Genomic DNA, 18,663 nt, shown 5'->3' with positions numbered 1-18,663 from the left:
TGGCACCTGCACGAGCGAATTTCGCGGGCTATTGCCTTGCCGTGCCGAAGCATTGCCAGGGGCAGGATATGACCAGGGTGCCTGCAAACACGGCGAGCCAGCCTTCGGCCTGCGGACTGGCGCCGCCAACCCGAAACAGGGTCGCGCCAAGTGCTCTGACCCAATCGGGGCAGCGACAATGCCCCCGTTTGTCGCAGTGGCCAGATGCTGGCGGCCAGTCCTTTGCAGAAAGGCAAGGGTGATCGCCGGCGGCAGTCCTCAAGGTTGGCGCGGCTGCATCCAGTTCTGGTGCATCATCATGTGGTTCATCATCATCTGCTGCATGCCCATGTACTGGTCCGTCATGTACTGCCGCTGCTTCATCTGCTCAGGAGTGAGCTTCGAATAGTAGCCGCCCATCTGTCCCCACCCCATCATGGGGCCGCCCCTCATGTGCCCGCCCATCATGTGCCCGCCCATCATCCCAGGCCCCCACATACCGTGCATCATGCCCATCGTGCTCTGCATGGCCGTCCAGTGTTCCTGAAGCAACTTCTGGCGCTCTTGCGGGTCTTGCGTTTGGCGGATCTTGTCCATCTGCTCCTGCATCTTCCGCATGTTTTCCTGAATCTGCGCCGCCTGCTTGTCGAACTCGGCGACGTTGGGTTGCTCCTGTTTCGCTGGAGCACTCTTGGCAGCAGGCTTACTTTGTTGAGCTAGCGCAGGAGTTACGCAAAGCATGATTGCGGATAATGCTGCCCCTATGAGTTCCTTCTTCATCGTGCCTCTCCTATTGGCCTTTCTACCCCAGTCGACGGTCAGTCTCAAGGCTACTGATTCGAAGTCAGGACAAACAAACATATGCGTTTGCCCGTCCCTTCTCCTATCCAAAAGATAATGCTCCTCAGGTGAAGAGAGTTGATGCAAGACAACAATTGAAAACAGCCTGCCTCAACGCGGACTGGTCCACGCCAATCGAGGCGCAGCTCTCATCCGCCACTCATCGGTAAGGTCGGTCACTAACCTGACTCAGATGACGTTAAGAGGGATTTTTAGATAGCGAACGCCATTCGCATCGGGCGGCGGCAACTCCCCGGCTCGGATATTGACTTGCACCGACGGCAGAAGCAGCGTGGGCATCGCCAGCGTCGCATCGCGCGCCTGGCGCATGGCCACGAACTGTTCCTCGTTCACGCCGTCATGTACTTGGATGTTGCCTTCGCGCTGAGCGCGCACCGTCGTTTCCCATGCAGGCTCGCGCCCCTCGGGCGGATAGTCGTGACACATGAAGAGCCGTGTATTGCTCGGCAGGTCCAGCAGCTTGCGGATGGAGCGATACAACTCGTGCGCGTCGCCGCCCGGGAAATCGCAGCGAGCCGTGCCGACGTCCGGCATGAACAGCGTATCGCCGACAAAGACCGCGTCCCCAATCTGGTAAGCCATGTCGGCGGGTGTATGTCCTGGCACATGAATCGCCCTGCCGATCAGGCCGCCGATGGCAAACGTCGCTCCGTCGTCAAACAGGTGGTCGAACTGCGACCCGTCGAGCCGGAACTCAGGCCCCAGGTTGAAGAGCTTCTTGAAGACCCCCTGTACGTTGCAGATGTTCTGGCCTATTGCTATCTGGCCACCCAGGTGTCGCTTCAGGTACGGCGCGGCAGACAGGTGGTCGGCATGCGCGTGCGTCTCGAGAATCCACTCGACTCGCAGTTCATGCGCGCGCACAAACGCAACGACCTTATCAGCGTTTGCCGTCGATGTCCGTCCCGCCTTGGGGTCGTAGTCCAGCACTGAGTCGATGATGGCGCACTCGGAGCGCCCCTCCTGAAAGACCACGTACGTCACGGTCCAGGTCGCAGGGTCGAAGAACGGCTGGATAGTTGGGTGCATGCTCGCCTCCTTGGATGCAGTACATTCTATTCACATACATTCTATTGTTCAATATAATATTAACAAACAAAGTGTAGACGACCTATGGACCAGCCCCACCCCACCATCGACCTCGCCACCATGCAAGCTGCCGCAGCGAACGCCTGCGCCTTGCTCAAGGTGCTTGCCAATCCGGACCGCCTGCTGCTGATGTGCCGCCTGTCCCAAGGCGAGTTGTCTGTCGGTGAACTGGAGGAACAGCTCGGCATCCGGCAGCCGACGCTGTCCCAGCAACTCGCTGTGCTCCGTGAAAGCGGTCTGGTGGCGACGCGCCGCGACGGCAAGAACATCTTCTATTCGGTGGCAAGCCCTCAGGCGCTTGCCGTCATGGCCGTGCTTTATCAACAGTTCTGTGCCGATACATCAGAGGACGCGACATGCTGATTGACCTAGCTAACTTCACCCCCGGCCTGTCGTTGGTCGGCGGACTCATCATCGGCGCGGCGGCCGCCGTGCTGGTGCTGTTCAACGGCCGCATTGTCGGCATCAGCGGCATCTTCGGCGGCCTGCTCAGCCTGCCCCGCAACGACATGGCTTGGCGCCTGACCTTCCTCGCCGGCCTGGTTGGCGCTCCTGTCATTTCGAGCCTGCTCGGCAAGCCGGCCATTGCGGATATCCAGGCAAGCTGGGGCGAAATCCTGGTCGCCGGCTTCCTGGTAGGCCTTGGCACCCGCTACGCCAGCGGCTGCACCAGCGGCCATGGCGTGTGCGGCATCTCGCGCGGTTCCATCCGCTCGCTGGTCGCCACCCTGACCTTCATGGTGGCGGGATTCTTGACCGTCTTCGTGCAACGGCACCTGATTGGAGGCTGATATGACCGCCATTACCGCACTCCTCGCAGGCCTGCTATTCGGTATTGGCCTGATGGTCTCCGGCATGGCCAACCCGGCCAAGGTGCTGGGCTTTCTTGACCTTGCAGGACCCTGGGACCCCTCCCTCGCTTTGGTGATGGTCGGTGCCATTGCCATTGGCTCGCTCGCCTTCCTCATTGCCAAACACCGCAAGCACTCCTTCCTGGGGCTGCCTGTGCAACTGCCGGCAAGCACGACCGTAACGCTTCGGCTGGTACTGGGCAGCGCCGCTTTCGGCGTCGGCTGGGGTCTGGCCGGCTTCTGCCCTGGTCCCGCGCTGGTTGCCCTGGGCGCTGGCTATCCGAAGGCCATTGGCTTTGTGGCGGCAATGGTTGCTGGCATGCTCGTGTTCGAGGTCGCGGAGCGCGCCAAATCAAGCATGCAACGCGCGTAGGCACGCCAGCATTGGCAGCGATGTCCACGTACGTCGCCCCCACATGCAGCCGTGTACCAGCCGGCAAAGTGTCGTGCACATTTCCCGCCGTGCCGATGACTTTTGGCACGAGACCCGTTCGCGACCTTACCGATATGCGCCCTCATTCCCGAAGCACCATCCGCCACTCCCGTGACTTTTGTTAAAGCGCACGCTCACCACCGGTGATTTTGGTCGAACCGGGCGCCGGGATCCGCATCGGGCCCACCACCCATATGGGGATCGGGAAAGCAGGAGAGCGCTGTTCCTGTGCCTCTCTTGTGATGCTTCCGTATTCGATCCAGAGTCAAACACTCCTTTGATCTGGATCATTCTTGCGAGTGTCAGCTGAGCTACTTTGCAAGATAGCAAGTCAGTACCTTCGCGGCGGGCGGACCGCCTCGCTGTGTGATGTATGCGGTAACGCACTGATTGTCGCAGGCCCGCCAAGGCTGGACCAACGGAGGATCACCATGGCAAACGAGCTGATTCTAATGCTGCATCCCGCGGTGGGAGTGCTGGCTATTCTCGCTGCCGTGTGGGTGATGGCTGAAACGCTGAACATCAGCAGCAGTAATGCAATGCGCATCCGCAGCGCCAGTATCGCCGTGGCCTGTCTTATCTGGTCGGCCTATTTGATTGGTGGCTATTGGTATGTCCTTCATTATGCAGTCGACAAAGCTTTGATCTTGGCTGGCCCATGGCCGTTTGCACACAGCTTCGTCATGGAGACCAAGGAACACGTGTTCCTGCCACTACTACTGCTTGCAAGCTACCTGCCCATTGCGGCTTCGAATGATCTAGCGGCCAACAAGGGGGCTCGTTTCCTTGTGTTTTGTTCGGCGGCGCTCATTGTCTTAATGGGACTGGCCATGGAAGGTGCTGGCGCGTTTGTCGCGATGGGGGCTAAGCTCGGCCTGCTGGGTGAATAGCTAAGAGGGGCAAGAAATGACTGGGACCGTCTGGTCGGGCGCCACCACGCAAAGCGGCGTTCGTCTAAATCAGCAAGGTGAAGTCAGGCTGGGCAAGCTGACTACATCCTTCGGGTTGTCGCTAGGCATCACCTCGGTGCTCAGCGCATTACTGGTGATACTCAAGGAGACAAACGAGCAAACTGTACTCGCCTGGATGAAGGCAGCCACTGGGCATCACTGGATCACCCATGGCCTGCTGGACGTGCTGGCATTCGTCATTTTGGGTTTCGCGCTCGGACGGCTGGCAAGCCGGCTGCAAAGGCATCCGATGGCCGTCGCGGTCATTGCTCTCGGAGGCGTCGTTTCCGGGGCGCTGCTAATTGCCGCCTTTTACTATCTGGCGTGAGCTCGCGCGCTTCGGCGCGCGCTCGCGACGTCTGCTTCCCGAAGCAGGGGGACGCGTGATGTACAGGAAGATCATGGTTGCGGTAGATGGCAGCAAATTCGGACCTGGCGCTCGCCGAGGCCGTGCATATTGGCAAGGCATGTGGGAGCGAGATCGCCATTGTTCACGTCATCGATAACACCTATCTGAGATGTGATCCTCTCCTTTTCGCCCCGGACGATCTGCGCAAGGCCCTCAGAGAAGACGGCGAGGCGTTATTGAAAGCCGCGCGTGAGCGCGTGGAGGCAGAACGGATTCCTTGTGCGACTCGCCTGAGAGACGAGCCAGCGGCTATCGGGGAAATCTCCACCGTCGTTGAGCAAGCTGCGCAAGAATGCGGCGCAGAGTTGCTGGTCATCGGAACCCACGGTCGCCATGGCATACGTCGAATACTGCTGGGCAGTGTCGCCGAAGCACTTGTCGGCCATAGCAGGCTTCCGGTACTGCTCGTTCGCCGCTGAGGTGGGTCACTTCTTCAACGGTTTCCCCGGGGGCCTGGTGGGACTCGCCGCGCTCCCCATGATCTTGAAATCCATGCCTGCTGCCTTGAAAGCGCCCCGGTAGACGCTATCGCGCGAAATACGGGACGCTGAAAGAACCGCCACCTCCACAGGGGAAAACGAGGCGGAGCCAACGCCGAACGAAGTGTCGTTGGTAGAAGCGTAGCAGAGGAACAAACAATCCGCCGCAGGGCTGGCGCCGACGGGCGAAATATGGGCTACACCTGAATTGTGCCGCCAATCGCCCCAAGGCACGTCTCGAGGTATTGGCGGATGGCTTCCTCGACGATCTGCTCAGCCTTACCGGCGGGAAGTTCGGTAACCGGACCAGATACGATGGAGCGAATTGGCCGCAGGACCTCTCCCCCGCCGAACTGTGGGGCGCTGATGCCGCCGACAAGCAGGGCCTTGTTCCATAGGATTCCCTGTAAGCCTGAGATAGTGTGCAAGCTGCAGCCTCAACGGCGCCATCACAATGGCTGTCTGGGTGTCCGACGCCTTTGTGCTCGACCATCTCTGTCGACTCACGCACACGTGACGATCCTTCGGTGACGGATGGAACGAAATTTTGTGGCGCTTTGCACGGATCTTCCTGACTTGCCGCCCTCATAGTCAAACTCTAGGTATTCCGCCCCCGGATTTGTTCCTGGCCAACCGTTTCCTGGCACACCGGAGCATTGCTGCTGAGGGCATCAGCAAAATGGTCTGCGCCGATTGCACCGGCGCGCTGACCGGCACATCGATGGGGGCTGAACACCCGGTACACCCATCGCTTCGTTGATCCCAATCAACTCAAGTCCCTGACTGCCGCATACCTTGTACTAGGAACTGTCATGTTTTCATAGGAGGATCTCCCATGTCCACCAACCATCGCCTCTCTACCCTTATCACTGCGGCCACCGTGCTCGCTTGGGTGCCACCAGCTTTCCCGGCGTCGCCGGCTACCGGCACGGAGCATGAGCAGCACCATCCTGAAAAACAACAAGATATGCCTCCGGTCGTAGCCCCCGGAGTTTCCAGCGATGCAAGGCTGGACGCCCAGGTTGCCCACCTGCGTGCCATCAGAGAGCGGCTTTCGCGGGCCAAAACGCCGGAAGAGCGCCAGGCCCTCTTGGTTGAACGCCATCAGGTCATGCAAGATGCAATGGCCATCATGCAAAAGGACATGATGAAAATGGGCGGCCCTGGTCGTATGGCTCCTGGCAAAGGAGTCGCCAAGGGGAACGCCCCATCAAATCAAATGCAGATGTGCCACGATATGGCGGGTAGTCACATGGCGTTCATGCAGGAAATGATGCAGACGATGGCCAACGACCAAGGCATGGGTCCGGGCATGGGTCCAGGGATGGGTGGAAAGATGGCGCCAGGCGGATGATGGGTCTAGCCGTAAGGTTTGGCCCTCGTGCGAAACAATCCCGTCGGACCGGAGACCTGCCAGCCCCTTGCCGTCCGGCCGTGCGCGCTTGCGACGGCAGTTCCGCTGCAGCAGCAGAATGGAGTAAGCGTCTGCGAAGCTTTCAGCGTAGCGTCGCCGGCGCCGAGCGTGCGGGTATGCCCGAAGTGAGGATCACATCATGGACAAGCCGGTATTCGATTATGCGGCCCGTTGGCAGCGCGCCGCGGCTTTGATGGAGCAGGAGGACGTCGACGCGCTGCTGCTGATGAAACCGGCAAACCTTGCATATTTCACTGGCGACGGTCGACCTTGCGCCCTGGCGCTGCTGACTCGCACGCTACATTGTGTTGTTGCCGTGCCGGCTTGTGATCTGGCCAGCATTCGTCGCACTTCCGTCGCAACCGAGCTTCGCTCTTTCCAGAGCGAAGTCGAGATGTTCCACGGCTTCCGCGATGTATTAAAGGAACTCGACCTTACACAGGCCACGATAGCCATCGAGAAGAATTTTTTCGACGCCGCCTTATATGAAGTCTTTGTTGCCCACATCCTACCGAAAGCCCATGTCGTATCCGCTACACCCATTGTTTCGCAACTCCGCATGTTGAAGGACGTGGCCGAAATGGCAAGCATAAAGGCTGCCGCCAAAGTAGCAGACTCGGGGATGGATGCGGTTTCGCGTGCGCTGCGGTCGGGGATTCGGGAAATCGAGATCGCCGGTGAAGCAGAATTCGCCATGCGAAAGGCTGGCGCCGAGGGATGGGCATCGGTAACGTATGTCGCCTCCGGCTGGAGAGCGGCGATGGCTCACGGTCCTGCATCCCTGAAAACCATCGCACCCGGAGAAGTCGTTCAGGTCCACGTTGCTCCAGTTGTGGACGGATACACTGCAGACCTATGCAGGACTTTTCTTGTCGAGCCGATAGCTACTGACGCGGCGAACGCATTGAGAGCCTACGTTATGGCGCAGGAGCGTGGAATTGCCGCGGCAGTCCCCGGGGCGGAACTGATGGGCATTGACGGTGCGATGGCCGCCTCGCTCGAACACGAAGGTTATGGGGATAAGTTCCTACGCCCTGTGTTCCATGGTATCGGGATCGAACATGAAGAAGCGCCCATCCCGGGCGGTCACGCAGTTGTCCATGGCGAGCAAAAAATCGATCATGTGATGGCGGGTATGGTACTCGGCGTCGGAAACTGCGGCATCTATCGCGAAGACTACGGTGTACGGGTCGAGGACACGATTTGGGTAAGCGAAGAAGGTCCGGTTCCCCTGACATGCTATCCGAAGCTCATTAACTGAAGGCTACGGAATGCTGCGTTCGATCACGCGCTGGCCGTCCGCCAGGTTGTTCGATGGATAGCGGATCAACTGGAGGCCCTCGGGCAGCGGGTCAAGCAATTCGGCCTCCTCCGCATTCCTGTGACCGATTCGCACTTCGCGCCGTGCCGCGCGGCCGTTCACGACCGAGAACACGCACCATGACGCCGTGTCGCACCGGAAGATCGAACTGACCGGGATCTTGAGCGCAATCTCTGCCCGCCATAGGCGGATCCTGGCGATCACGCGAAAGCCATCGCCTAGCTGTGCAGGCGGTTCGATCACGTCAATAATCACATTGGTCCGTTTTTCCTCGATGCCGAGGACCGAGATCTTGGTGAAGGCATGCGGCTCGACCCGCCGCACGATACCGCGGACCTGCGCTTCGCCGCCCCAGCCGTCAATATGCACCGGCATCCCCGCTTGCACCTTCACCGCTTCGGTGGACAGCAGTTCCGCCACGATCTCCAGGTCGTGCGGATCGCCGAGCGTCAGCAACGGCGTGCCTGCGCTCACGATCCGTTCACTGCGTTCGGGCAGTTCCAGCACCGCCCCTGCGACAGGGGCCGTCACCGCGACCATGGACGAGGACCCGCCCTTGAGCTCGCGCAATGCCAGCATGCCGGCCTCGGCCACCCGGACCTCCTCCAGCGCTGCGCTGGCCCGTGCCTGCGCCGCTGCCAGTTCATTGCCCGCGGTAATGCCAAGATTGGCGGCCTGCTCGCCCGCTTGCGGCGACAGGAAGCGCTCGCGCACTAGGCGGTCGATCCGCTGCCGCTCGCGCTGGGCTTGCGCATAGTCCTCGGCAGCGTGCCGGACCCGTTCCAGCGCCTCCCGATGCATCGCCCGCGCGGCGGCCACCCTGGCCCGCACCTCTTCCTGCTCCCGCGCACTCAGCGGCAATGGCGCCAGTTCGGCGAGGACCTGCCCGGCCTCGACCAGATCACCTTCGCGCAGTCCGATGCGCATCAGTCTGCCGCTGACCGGCGCCGTCACGACAAAGCGCTCCTTGCTTCGGGTCTCGCCCTCCTCGCTGGTTGTGACCTCGAGCGGGCCGCGCACGGCCTGCACCGTGTCAACCACCAACGGCGCAGGCGTCATCAGGTAGGCGGATCCGGCGATCAGCCCGATGGCGGCGAGGACTATGGCGGCCGTACCGCCCGACAGGCGCATGGCGTGCTACTCCCGCGTCTTCAGCACCGCGACCAAGTCAAGGTGCTGGAGGCGCCGAAAGACAAGCAGGCCTGCCACGAGCGCGGCGCACGCTGCGGGCACCATGGCGAAGATGAGCGTGGTCCGCTCCAGCACAAGCGGAATCCGGAAGGCATCCCGGTCGAACACCGGCACCAGCAGTGCGCAAAGGCCATAGCCTACGGCGATGCCGAACGGCAATGCCGCGGCCGTCAGCAGCGCCTGTTCGCCAATCAGGATGGTTGCGACTTCGCCCAGCGAGAAGCCCAGCACTCGCAGGCTCGCCAGCTCGTTGCCGCGCTCGGAAAGCGCAATGCGGATATTGTTGTAGACCACGCCGGCGACGATGACCGAGGCAAACCCTGCCAGGACCAGGCTTGAAATAACGAAGGTACGATCCAGCGTATTGCCGATGCTTTCCAGCACCGCACTGCGCACGATGACGGAACTGATTGCCGGCAGGCGCTTCAGCCTCCTGTACAACGGCTCCGCCATTCGCGGGTCGATGCGGAGATGGACGCCACTGATGGCGGGGCTTTCGCCGAGGTGCCGCGACAATGCCTGGCGCTCCACATAGGCGCCAAGGCCTAGCAGGTCGTCAACGGTCGCTGTCACCGGCAGGGCGAAGACGTTGCGCCGTCCCTCCAGCAACGCCACCTCGACCCGGTCGCCGACTTGCAGGTGCAAGGCCGCTGCCAGCCTGGCGGAGATGACCAGTCCATCCGCGCTGACCTGCCGGCGCCCCATGGTATGGCCGACCACCTCGCGCAGGTCCGAATCGGCGTCAAGGCCCGTGAGTTCCACCCGCTTCGCGCGGTGGCCGTGGCGTAGCCAGACCGGGGCAACCCGAAAGCCTTCAGCTCGCAGGATGCCGGGCAGCTGCACCACGTCGAAGACGGCGGCCGCGGGTTGTGCGTCGGTGAAGATCAGCGTCACGTCGTCGTGCTGTGCCCGGCCGAACTGCAATGCGAGAATCTGGTTCACCCCGTCCAGCCCGAACCTGCCGACCACCATTAAACCGACGGCCAGGGAGATCCCCATCATCGAAAGCGCGGCCTTACCCGGCCGCCGGGCAAGGTTACGGAGGATCAGGCGCAACGGGATCGGCATCGCGCGCAGCAGGCCGATGCGATCCAGCAGGCCCGCGCGGAAACCCGCGGGCAGCTCCGGTCGCATGGCTTCGGCGGGCGGCAACCTGGTCGCGCGCCACACCGAGGCGCCGGCCCCAACCGTCGCCGCCGCTGTGCTCGCCAGCACGGCCAGCACCAGCGCGCGCGGGCTGAGCTCGGCCTGCAGTTGCGGAAAGTGGAAGTACTGGCGATACAGGGCCACCAGCAGTTGCCCCAAATAGAGCCCCGCCGGTATCCCGGCTGCGATGCCGACCCCGACGGTGACAAGCCCGAACCGCAGGTACTGGAGGGCGACAGTGCGACCTGCATAACCGAACGCCTTGAGCAAGCCGATCTCGGCGCGCTGGACGGTTACGAGTCGGCTCAGCAGGGCGTACAGGAGAAATGAGGATACCGCGAGAAACATCGCCGGCACGTAGGTGGCGGTGATGCCGATCTCGGCGAGCTCGTCGGTCAGGAACCGATGGGACAGCTGGTCCTCCCTGCCGTAGGCGCCGAGGCTGCCGTAGCGCGCCAGCACGCGGTCGAGCGGGCCGATGACCTGGCGCGCATCCGCGCCTGCGTCGAGCGTTAGCGCCACATCGTTGAACGCGCCCTCCATGCCGAACGCCGATGCGATCGCATCCCGACCCATCCACAGCACGCCGAAGCGGCGGTTATCCGGGAACACCATGCCCTGGCCGACTTCATAGACATATTCGGGGGACATTCCGATGCCGACCACTTCCAACTGCCGTTCGCGCCCGTTAAGGACGGCTGTGACCCGGGAGCCCACCTCCAGACCGTTCGCGGCAGCAAATGCGGCGCTGGCCACGACCTCGCCCTCCCGGGCAGGGCTCGGATAGTTGCCGTACAACAGGAAGAGCGCGTTTGCCACCGGCACGCCGGTAGCCGGCAAGGAAACCAGCCGCAGCGTGGCAGGCTCGCTGAAGCCTGGCACATCGCCGGTCACGTCCCGCACGATTCGCGTCTCGACGCCCCTGACGCCTGGCAGGGCACGAATCTGGTCGGCGACACCTCCCGGCGCACGCTTGACATTGGCGAACACATCACCAAATCGGTGGCTGGCGTAGTAGCGCTCCTGCGCGATCGCCAGTGACTGCCAGGCGCCTTGCATTCCGACCAGGACGGCGATGCCGCAGGCAACCACCAGCGCGGCGGCGATCACCTGCCCGCGCAGCCGCCACAGGTCGCGCCCCAGCATTTTCGTTCGGGCGCTTACCATGACAGCTCCGAGGGGCTGGCGCGCGTGGCATGGCGCTCGATGCCGGTGATGCTCCCGCTGCTGATATGCACAACGCGGTCGGCCATCGCCGAGATCGCTGCATTGTGCGTGATGACCACGGTAATAGCGCCCAACTCGCGGTTCACCCGTTCCAGCACCTCAAGCACCAGCTTCCCCGTGCTGTAGTCGAGCGCGCCGGTTGGCTCGTCGCACAGCAGGATGTCCGGGCGCTTGGCCACAGCGCGCGCGATGGCCACGCGCTGTTGTTCCCCGCCGGAGAGTTGCGCCGGAAAGTGATCCTTGCGCTGCGCCAAGCCCACCATCCCGAGCGCACGCAGCGGCTCGAACGGGTGCAGGGCGATCTCCGTGACCAGGGCGACGTTTTCCAGCGCGGTGAGACTGGGGATCAGGTTATAGAACTGGAAGACAAAGCCAACGTGCTCACGCCGGTAGCGGGTCAGGCCCGTGTCATTTGCCTCGGTAAGGTCGTGATCGCGGTACACCACCGTCCCGGTGCTGGGCCGGTCCAGGCCGCCGAGGATGTTCAGCAGCGTCGACTTCCCGCTCCCCGAGGCACCCAGTAGCACCACGAATTCGCCACCGAACAGGTCAAGGTCGATGCCAGCCAGCGCGCGGACCTGGATCTCGCCCATGTCATAGGTCTTGCCGACGTTCCGCAGCCGAAACAGCGGCTCGCGGCCGTTCGCGGTGCCGCTGCCACAAGCTGTCGGGATGACGGCGTTCATCCGCGCCTACGCTGGCGTGGCCTTCGGCTTGACCAGCACCACCGGGCACGGCGCATGTGCAATCACGCGGCTCGCAACCGAGCCCATGATGGCGTCGAGAAACGCACCCCGTCCGTGCGTGCCCATGATGATGGCCTCGGCGTTGACCGACTCGGCATATGCCACGATGCGCTCGGGGGCAAAGCCGACCAGGCCGTGCCAGACCGTTTGCACCCCACCTGCCTGCAGGATATCGATCACGGATTTCATGACCCTGGCGTTCTCGTCGGCATGCCAGGCTTCGATGTCTTGCTTGTTGATATAAGACTTGACCTCGCCGGACACGCCGGGCATGCAATGCACGACATGCACGCATACTTCTTCTCTGAACAGTTTCCGGCCCGCCACGCATTGCGCAGCCGCATCGCTATAGGCCGATCCGTCGGTCGCCAGGACAATATTCTGCATCGCATCCTCCGCATTACATGACTGTCGAAAACGTCATGGTATGAACCCCTATTCGGCCTCTTACATGACGCGCTCGCGCCTTAGCACGCTCTTCTAACGTATATGTGTTGCGCAGGCAGGCCTTGATTCACATCAGCATTTGCAGCGGCTATCGAAGGGGCCAAGGCGCGCTTTTCAGTACAGCAGGTAAGGGTCGCGCTGCACCACGAAGGCCGTCGCTTATGCCTCGATCGCCGCGTCAATCGCATCGAGGGAGTAGCCGTCGCGCAGCATGGACCATACCAATCGCGATCCCACCGACGCCTGGGCCCGCCGTGCCTGCCGACGGCCAAGGCTGTTATCGGCCCTGTGCCTGTTGGGCTAACATCCTTGTTACCAGGCACCGTGCCCGATTGGGCGTGCAGCCTGGATCTACGCCGCCCGCCGGCGCGGCAGGATCTGCCGTCATCTGAAGGCATCTACAGGAATCAGCCAGCAAACGGAGCCAGCGGGGGAGGCGAGTTCGCCATGCATATCGGATTTCGCAAGTTCGACCTCGGCTTGCTGCCAGTCGCGGCCGGCACCCTGGGGGGCGGCTTGCTGCTCTTTGCCTTCGGCGAAGCGGTTGCCGCGAGGCTCGCCTGGGCGGCTGGCGCACTGGTCGTCGCCGGCGCGCTGATCGTCGCCATCGTGCAGTCGCTGCGCCGAAAGGAGGCGGGCGTCGATGTCCTGGCGCTGCTGGCGATCGGGCTGGCGCTGGCGCTTGGCGAATTCCTCGCGGCTGCCGTACTGGCCCTGATGATCGAGAGCGGCAGGGCCATTGAGAACTATGCGCAGGCCCGCTCCGAGCGGGAGATGTCCGCCCTGCTCAGCCGTGCCCCGCAGTCCGCCAACCGCTTCGAGGACGGCGAATGGCGCGCGGTTTCCCTCGATGTGGTCAGTCCGGGGGATCGCCTGTTGGTCCGGCATGGCGAAGTCGTACCCGTGGACGGCGCACTGCTGAGCCAGGCGACGCTGGACGAATCTGCCCTGACTGGCGAGTCGCTGCCACGGCAGCGCCTCCCTGGCGAGACCGTGCGCAGCAGTGTGCTGAACGCCGGCACCCCGTTTGAGATGGTGGCAGCGACCACCGCGGCGGACAGCACCTTCGCCGGCATCGCCAGGCTGGTGCGCACCGCCCGCGCGGAGCGCCCGCCCGCGGCGCGGCTGGCCGACCGTTATGCACTGTGGCTGGTGCCTGTCACCCTGCTCGTCGCCGGGCTTGCCTGGCTTGCCAGCGGTGAGCTCGCGCGGGCGCTGGCGGTGCTGGTGGTCGCCACCCCCTGTCCGCTGATCCTGGCCGTGCCGGTGGCGATCGTGTCGGGGCTCTCGCGTTGCGCCGGCCGCGGCGTGCTGATCAAAGGCGGCGGCGCGCTTGAGAGGTTGTCGCAGGCGAGCATCCTCTTCTTCGACAAGACCGGGACGCTGACGGGCGGCAGGGCCCGCCTGGCGGCCATCGAGAGCGCGCCCGGATGGCCGGCGCCCGACGTGCTGCGCGTCGCCGCTTCGCTGGCGCAGGCCTCCGGCCATGTCGTCGCCGAGGCCATCACGACCGCGGCGCGCGAGCGAGGCCTGGCTCTGGACCTGCCATCGGGCGTGACCGAGACTGCCGGTGCTGGCGTTGCCGGGCGGGTCGGCGAGCACGTGGTGGCAGTGGGATCGCCCGCCTTTACCGGCGGCGGTGCCGGGCCGCCCTGGTGCCAGGCCATGCTGCAACGCGCGGCCTACGAGGGCGCCTCAGTCTCGCTGGTCACGGTCGACGGCGTGCTGGTCGGGGCACTGCAGTTCGTGGACCTGATTCGCATGGACACCCCGCGCGCGTTGCGCTTGCTGCGCAAGGCGGGCATACGGCGGCTGGCCATGCTCACGGGAGACCGGCCCGACGTCGCCGAGACGGTCGGCGCGATGCTTGGCGTGACCGAGGTCCATGCCAACCTCACCCCCTCGCAGAAGCTTGCCGCGATCGAGGCGGCGCGCCACGACGGCACCGTGCTGATGGTGGGCGACGGCGTGAACGATGCACCGGCGCTGGCCGCCGCGGACGTCGGCGTGGCCATGGGCGCACGCGGCGCCGCGGCATCGTCGGAAGCCGCGGATGTCGTGCTGCTGGTGGACCGGCTTGACCGGCTGGTGGATGCGGTGCGCATCGCCCGCCGGTCGCGCCGGCTGGCCGTGCAAAGCGCCATGGCCGGCATGGGCCTGTCGTTCGTCGCGATGGCGGTCGCCGCGTTCGGCTACCTGCCGCCACTGGCCGGCGCCTTGCTGCAGGAGGTCATCGATGTGCTGGTCATCGCAAATGCGCTGCGCGCCCTGCGCGCCGACCCGTCGGTGCCGGCAGAGCGCCTGTCCACGGCCGACGCTGAGCGCCTGGACCAGGAGCACGCCGCGCTGGCGCCGCTGATGGAGCAGATCCGCAGCCTCGCGGACAGGCTGCCAGCCATGCCTGGCGAGGCCGCGGGCACGGAACTGCGCCGCTTGTGCGCATCCCTCAGCGGGACGCTTTTGCCCCACGAACAGCACGATGACGCGCAACTCTACCCAAAGCTCGCGCGGCTGGTCGGGGGCGATGATCCGCTGGCGGCGATGAGCGCGATGCACCGCGAGCTCTTCCGCGTAATCCGGCTGCTACAGCACATGGCCGACGATTCGCCGCCCGACGGGCCGGACGCAAGCCGCATCAGGGAGTACCAGCGGCTGCTCTACGGGCTCGACGCCGTGTTGCGGCTGCACTGCGCGCAGGAAGACGAGCTGTTCCATGCGCTGCGCGAAGACGCGCCAATGGAGTGAGCGCGCGACGGCACCGCGCATATGTTACCTGGCTGAATCCTACCCGGCGCGCGATACCCCGGCTGAACCAAAGTTGGGCGAGACCAGTTGCGGATGTAGGGGAATGCTCCTTCTCACAACAATGGCCGGGAAATACCGGGTTATGCCGCCGCGTCCCTGTCAGATTCCGCTGACAGACCGGGTGCGCATGACGGACAAGCGCCGTCTCAAAGCACGTACAAGCGGAATGGCACCATGCCGACAGCTTTTTCGGCGCTGGATGATTTCGGCATCGGCGACCGACAACGATACTGCAGGCATAAACGGAGGCACACGGATCCAGCGGCAGGCGAGGAGCGGGGGCCGACCGAACCAGGAGCGACCAGCGCAACAAGGGCAACAAGGGGAAAGCGATGAGCGACGATCACCACATCGGACCTGCACAGCGCCTTGCGGCAATCACCACGGAGATCCCCCTTGGCGCGCATCTGAAGACGGACCGCCGGGGCTATGTCCACCACGGCATCTATGCCGGCAACGGCGAGGTGGTGCACTATGTCGGATTCAAAGGCTTCCTGCGTTGCGGTCCGGTCGAAAAGACTACCCTCGCCGGCTTTGCCGACGGCTACGGCTTCCGCGTCGAGCCGGCCACGCAAGCCAGGTACATCGAGGCGGAGATCGTACGGCGCGCGACTGCGCGGCTTGGAGAGGACGATTACCGCCTTCTTACCAACAACTGCGAGCACTTCTGCACGTGGTGCCTGTCTGGCGAGAGCCGCAGCGAGCAAGTGGAGGCGCTGCTGAGCCACCCGTGGCGCGCGCTGCTGGCTATCGTGGCTGTACTCTATAGTGCGGCGGGCATCCTGGGCCAGGATCTGGCCGCACGCGTGACGGTCTAGGGCGCAGCGGGGGCGAGCTGGCAGGCAGAGTTTGCGTGCCGAGGCTGCAGTTGAGGTGGCAGTCACAACAGCGGAAGGGAGCAGGCGGCAAGGGACATGGAGAGTCAATGGGACGACGCGGCGTTGACGGCCGCCTTGCAGCAGCCGGACGCCTACCCCCACCCGGCGCCGGCAGTACAGGTCATCGAGACGCATATCTCCCGTGTCTTCCTGGCCGGGGACTTTGCCTACAAGGTGCGCAAGCCGGTGCGGTTCGACTTTGTCGACTTCTCCACCGCGCAGGCACGCCGCGACGACTGTGAGACCGAGCTGCGCCTGAACCGCCGGTTCGCACCCGCTCTGTACCTGGATGTGGTGCCGATCGTGGCAGGCCCCACGCCCGGCTCGGTGCGCGTCGGCGGCAGCGGCATGCCGATCGAGCATGCGGTCCGGATGCGGCGCTTCGACCAACAAGACCTGCTCAGCGCAAGGATCGCTGCGGACCGGCTGGAGCGGGGCCATATCGATGCGCTGGCGCGCAGCATTGCGGTCTTCCACCAGGCGCAGCCGCCCGCGGCCCAGGCCGATGGCTTTGGCACGCCGGCCCGCATCGACGCGACCCTTGCGGAGTGCCTGGGCGGCATCGGGCGGCTGGCGCAGGCCTCGCACCTGGCCAGCCGGCTGGCCCAGCGGGCGCGCAGCGAGGCCACCCGGCTAACAGGCGCGTTCCGAGCACGCCTGCGCAACGGCCATGTGCGTGAGTGCCATGGCGACCTGCACCTGGGCAACATCATGCTGCTGAACGGTGTGCCGACGCCATTCGACTGCCTGGAGTTCGACGCCGCGCTGCGCTGGACCGACACCATCAGCGACCTGGCCTTCCCGGTCATGGACCTGCTGCACCATGGCCGACCGGCGCTGGCCTACCGGCTGCTCAACGGCTACCTGGAGCAATCGGGAGACTACGGCGCGCTGGCCGTGTTGCCCTTCTATCTCGCCATGCGGGCCCTGGTGCGCGCGCGCGTGCTGCTGGAGCGCGCCTGCCAGCAGCACGCCGCGGGCGCATCCATGGCGCCGGCGCAGGCCGAGGCAGGCAGGCTGCTGGCGCTGGCATGGCGGTGCCTCAGCCGCCGTCGCGGGCCGATCGTGCTGATGCATGGGCTGTCCGGCAGCGGCAAGTCCACGGTAGCTGCACAGATGAGCGAGGCCGGGGCGATGGTACGCGTGCGCTCCGACGCGGTACGCAAGTGCCTGCACCGCGGCGTGATGCCCGCGGGTGGCTGGTATGCCGCCAGCGTAACGGCGCGGACCTACCGACGCCTGCTCGCCGTCTGCCGGCTCGGTTGCCGCGCCGGCTTCCCGATGATTGCCGACGCCACCTTCCTGATCCGCGCCGAGCGCGAACGCTTTGCGGCCCAGGCCCGCCGCCTTGGCGTGCCCTTCGCCATCGTCACCTGCGAAGCCAGCCCTGAGACGCTGCGCGCCCGCATCGCCGCCCGTGCCCGGGCGGGCGGGGACCTGTCGGATGCCGACGACGGCGTGCTGGCGTGGCAGATGCGTATCCAGGATCCGCTGACCGAAGCCGAGCGCGCCTGCGTCGCGGCGCCGGGCAGCTTCATGGGCCGCGCTGCGCCCGGCCGCGGCTGACGCCAGGACCCGGCCGGCATCATCCGAAGCCGTCCCGGGATCGCTTGCATCGCACCCCGGCTCGCCCCGTGGATCCGGCTTGACGGAGCGCAAGCCACGGCCGGCGGCAGCGCCTACATTCGTCCATACCGGTGCCATGCGCAGAGGGCTGGCGCCACTCTTTGCAACAAATGCGAGCATCCCATGGACGAACTGAAGCGCATCCCCTACCAGCCCATCAAGGACCTGCTGCCACGCCCCGCCTCCGGCACGAGCGAGCGGGTCATCGCCCTGCCACAGCCGGACCGCACCAATGGCCTGCCGCTGATGGGGGCGCTGTGGCAGCGCATGAGCACCCGTGAGTTCGACGAGCAGCCGCTGCCGCTGCAGCAGCTGAGCGAGCTGCTGTGGGCCGCGGCGGGCGTCAACCGCTCCCAGGGCGGCGGCCGCACAGCCCCTTCGCCGCACGGCGAGGCGGTGATTGACGTCTACGCGGCGCTGCCCGCCGGCCTCTACCGCTACGACCCGATCCACCATTGCCTGGTGCTGAAGCGCGCGGCAGACGTGCGCAGCCTGACCGGTTACCAGGACTTCGTCGGCATGGCGCCGCTGGACCTGGTCTACGTCGCCAACCATGGCCGGATGCAGGACGTCCCGCCCAAGCTGCGCGAGACCTTCGCTGCCGCTGCGGCCGGCGCCATGGTCCAGAACGCCTATCTTTACTGCGCCTCGGCCGGGCTAGGCGCGGTGGTGCGCGGCTGGCTCAATCGGCGCCAACTGGCCGAGCATATGTCGCTGAACGAGGACGAGGAACCGATCCTGTCCCAGACCATCGGGCGCCCGGCCCCGCACGACAGCGCGCCGGTCTAGACATCCGGGCCGGATCGCCACC

General features: G+C 64.6%; 19 protein-coding genes and 1 pseudogene. 12 read left to right on the top strand and 8 right to left on the bottom strand.

The window, feature by feature from the left end:
• Positions 1-258 precede the first annotated feature (258 nt).
• Together ABNX08_RS08855 and ABNX08_RS08850 are read right to left on the bottom strand one after the other, a co-directional pair.
• Positions 259-759 (bottom strand): hypothetical protein, encoded by a 501-nt coding sequence (locus ABNX08_RS08855; protein WP_022534829.1) that lies wholly within the window; start codon positions 757-759, stop codon positions 259-261.
• Positions 760-1,008: 249 nt separating this feature from the next.
• Positions 1,009-1,869 carry an MBL fold metallo-hydrolase gene (locus ABNX08_RS08850; protein ID WP_022534828.1) on the bottom strand — a complete coding sequence of 287 codons (861 nt, stop codon included), beginning with the start codon at positions 1,867-1,869 and terminating at the stop codon, positions 1,009-1,011.
• 84 nt (positions 1,870-1,953) lie between these two features.
• On the opposite strand from ABNX08_RS08850, the gene ABNX08_RS08845 reads away from it, so the two are divergent.
• The 6 genes from ABNX08_RS08845 to ABNX08_RS08820 all read left to right on the top strand — a co-directional run bounded on the left by ABNX08_RS08845 (position 1,954) and on the right by ABNX08_RS08820 (position 4,991).
• A complete protein-coding gene (locus tag ABNX08_RS08845; RefSeq protein WP_022534827.1) occupies positions 1,954-2,292 on the top strand; it encodes a metalloregulator ArsR/SmtB family transcription factor in 339 nt (112 codons plus the stop codon).
• Positions 2,286-2,720, top strand: a complete 435-nt coding sequence (locus tag ABNX08_RS08840; RefSeq protein WP_022534826.1) for a YeeE/YedE family protein — start codon at positions 2,286-2,288, stop codon at positions 2,718-2,720. The genes ABNX08_RS08845 and ABNX08_RS08840 overlap by 7 nt, the downstream gene beginning before the upstream one ends.
• Before the next feature lies 1 nt (position 2,721).
• Positions 2,722-3,153, top strand: a complete 432-nt coding sequence (locus tag ABNX08_RS08835; RefSeq protein ID WP_022534825.1) for a DUF6691 family protein — start codon at positions 2,722-2,724, stop codon at positions 3,151-3,153.
• 491 nt (positions 3,154-3,644) lie between these two features.
• Entirely contained in the window at positions 3,645-4,103 is a 459-nt protein-coding gene (locus tag ABNX08_RS08830; RefSeq protein WP_022534824.1) for a hypothetical protein, read from the top strand.
• Positions 4,104-4,119: 16 nt separating this feature from the next.
• A complete protein-coding gene (locus tag ABNX08_RS08825; protein WP_022534823.1) occupies positions 4,120-4,491 on the top strand; it encodes a hypothetical protein in 372 nt (123 codons plus the stop codon).
• Between the two features lie 86 nt (positions 4,492-4,577).
• Complete coding sequence (locus ABNX08_RS08820) at positions 4,578-4,991, top strand: universal stress protein (RefSeq protein ID WP_022534822.1); 414 nt, start codon at positions 4,578-4,580, stop codon at positions 4,989-4,991.
• A 6-nt stretch (positions 4,992-4,997) separates the two neighbouring features.
• Here ABNX08_RS08820 and ABNX08_RS08815 read toward each other — a convergent pair whose 3' ends face one another.
• Both ABNX08_RS08815 and ABNX08_RS08810 read right to left on the bottom strand, forming a co-directional pair.
• A complete protein-coding gene (locus ABNX08_RS08815) occupies positions 4,998-5,135 on the bottom strand; it encodes a hypothetical protein (protein ID WP_374063672.1) in 138 nt (45 codons plus the stop codon).
• Between the two features lie 113 nt (positions 5,136-5,248).
• Positions 5,249-5,544, bottom strand: a pseudogene (locus ABNX08_RS08810) (methionine adenosyltransferase).
• Positions 5,545-5,886: 342 nt separating this feature from the next.
• Here ABNX08_RS08810 and ABNX08_RS08805 point away from each other — a divergent pair.
• The gene (locus ABNX08_RS08805; RefSeq protein WP_022534820.1) at positions 5,887-6,405 is read left to right on the top strand and encodes a hypothetical protein; all 519 of its coding nucleotides are present in this window, start codon (positions 5,887-5,889) and stop codon (positions 6,403-6,405) included.
• 199 nt (positions 6,406-6,604) lie between these two features.
• A complete protein-coding gene (locus ABNX08_RS08800) occupies positions 6,605-7,726 on the top strand; it encodes a Xaa-Pro peptidase family protein (protein WP_022534819.1) in 1,122 nt (373 codons plus the stop codon).
• 3 nt (positions 7,727-7,729) lie between these two features.
• Here the strand turns inward: ABNX08_RS08800 and ABNX08_RS08795 are convergent, their stop codons facing one another.
• From ABNX08_RS08795 to ABNX08_RS08780, 4 genes are read right to left on the bottom strand one after another with little or no spacing between them, the layout of a single operon-like run.
• Positions 7,730-8,917, bottom strand: a complete 1,188-nt coding sequence (locus ABNX08_RS08795; protein ID WP_022534818.1) for an efflux RND transporter periplasmic adaptor subunit — start codon at positions 8,915-8,917, stop codon at positions 7,730-7,732.
• A gap of 6 nt (positions 8,918-8,923) precedes the next feature.
• A complete protein-coding gene (locus ABNX08_RS08790) occupies positions 8,924-11,269 on the bottom strand; it encodes an ABC transporter permease (protein WP_051369714.1) in 2,346 nt (781 codons plus the stop codon).
• Between the two features lie 14 nt (positions 11,270-11,283).
• The gene (locus ABNX08_RS08785) at positions 11,284-12,036 is read right to left on the bottom strand and encodes an ABC transporter ATP-binding protein (RefSeq protein ID WP_022534816.1); all 753 of its coding nucleotides are present in this window, start codon (positions 12,034-12,036) and stop codon (positions 11,284-11,286) included.
• A 6-nt stretch (positions 12,037-12,042) separates the two neighbouring features.
• Positions 12,043-12,483, bottom strand: coding sequence for a universal stress protein (locus tag ABNX08_RS08780; RefSeq protein WP_022534815.1), 441 nt, complete (start codon positions 12,481-12,483; stop codon positions 12,043-12,045).
• Positions 12,484-12,990: 507 nt separating this feature from the next.
• Between ABNX08_RS08780 and ABNX08_RS08775 the strand changes: the two genes are divergently transcribed.
• From ABNX08_RS08775 to ABNX08_RS08760, 4 genes are all read left to right on the top strand, one after another.
• The gene (locus tag ABNX08_RS08775) at positions 12,991-15,288 is read left to right on the top strand and encodes a heavy metal translocating P-type ATPase (protein ID WP_022534814.1); all 2,298 of its coding nucleotides are present in this window, start codon (positions 12,991-12,993) and stop codon (positions 15,286-15,288) included.
• Between the two features lie 392 nt (positions 15,289-15,680).
• Positions 15,681-16,166 carry a lecithin retinol acyltransferase family protein gene (locus ABNX08_RS08770; protein WP_022534813.1) on the top strand — a complete coding sequence of 162 codons (486 nt, stop codon included), beginning with the start codon at positions 15,681-15,683 and terminating at the stop codon, positions 16,164-16,166.
• Between the two features lie 96 nt (positions 16,167-16,262).
• Positions 16,263-17,792, top strand: a complete 1,530-nt coding sequence (locus tag ABNX08_RS08765; protein WP_022534812.1) for a bifunctional aminoglycoside phosphotransferase/ATP-binding protein — start codon at positions 16,263-16,265, stop codon at positions 17,790-17,792.
• A gap of 183 nt (positions 17,793-17,975) precedes the next feature.
• Positions 17,976-18,641 (top strand): SagB/ThcOx family dehydrogenase, encoded by a 666-nt coding sequence (locus tag ABNX08_RS08760; RefSeq protein ID WP_349605049.1) that lies wholly within the window; start codon positions 17,976-17,978, stop codon positions 18,639-18,641.
• Positions 18,642-18,663: the final 22 nt, after the last annotated feature.

Origin of the sequence: Cupriavidus sp. DF5525 (genome assembly GCF_040149425.2) — a bacterium.
Lineage (GTDB): Bacteria > Pseudomonadota > Gammaproteobacteria > Burkholderiales > Burkholderiaceae > Cupriavidus > Cupriavidus pickettii_A.
Note: the sequence above shows the minus strand (reverse complement) of the source record. Positions and strands in the feature narration are given on the sequence as shown.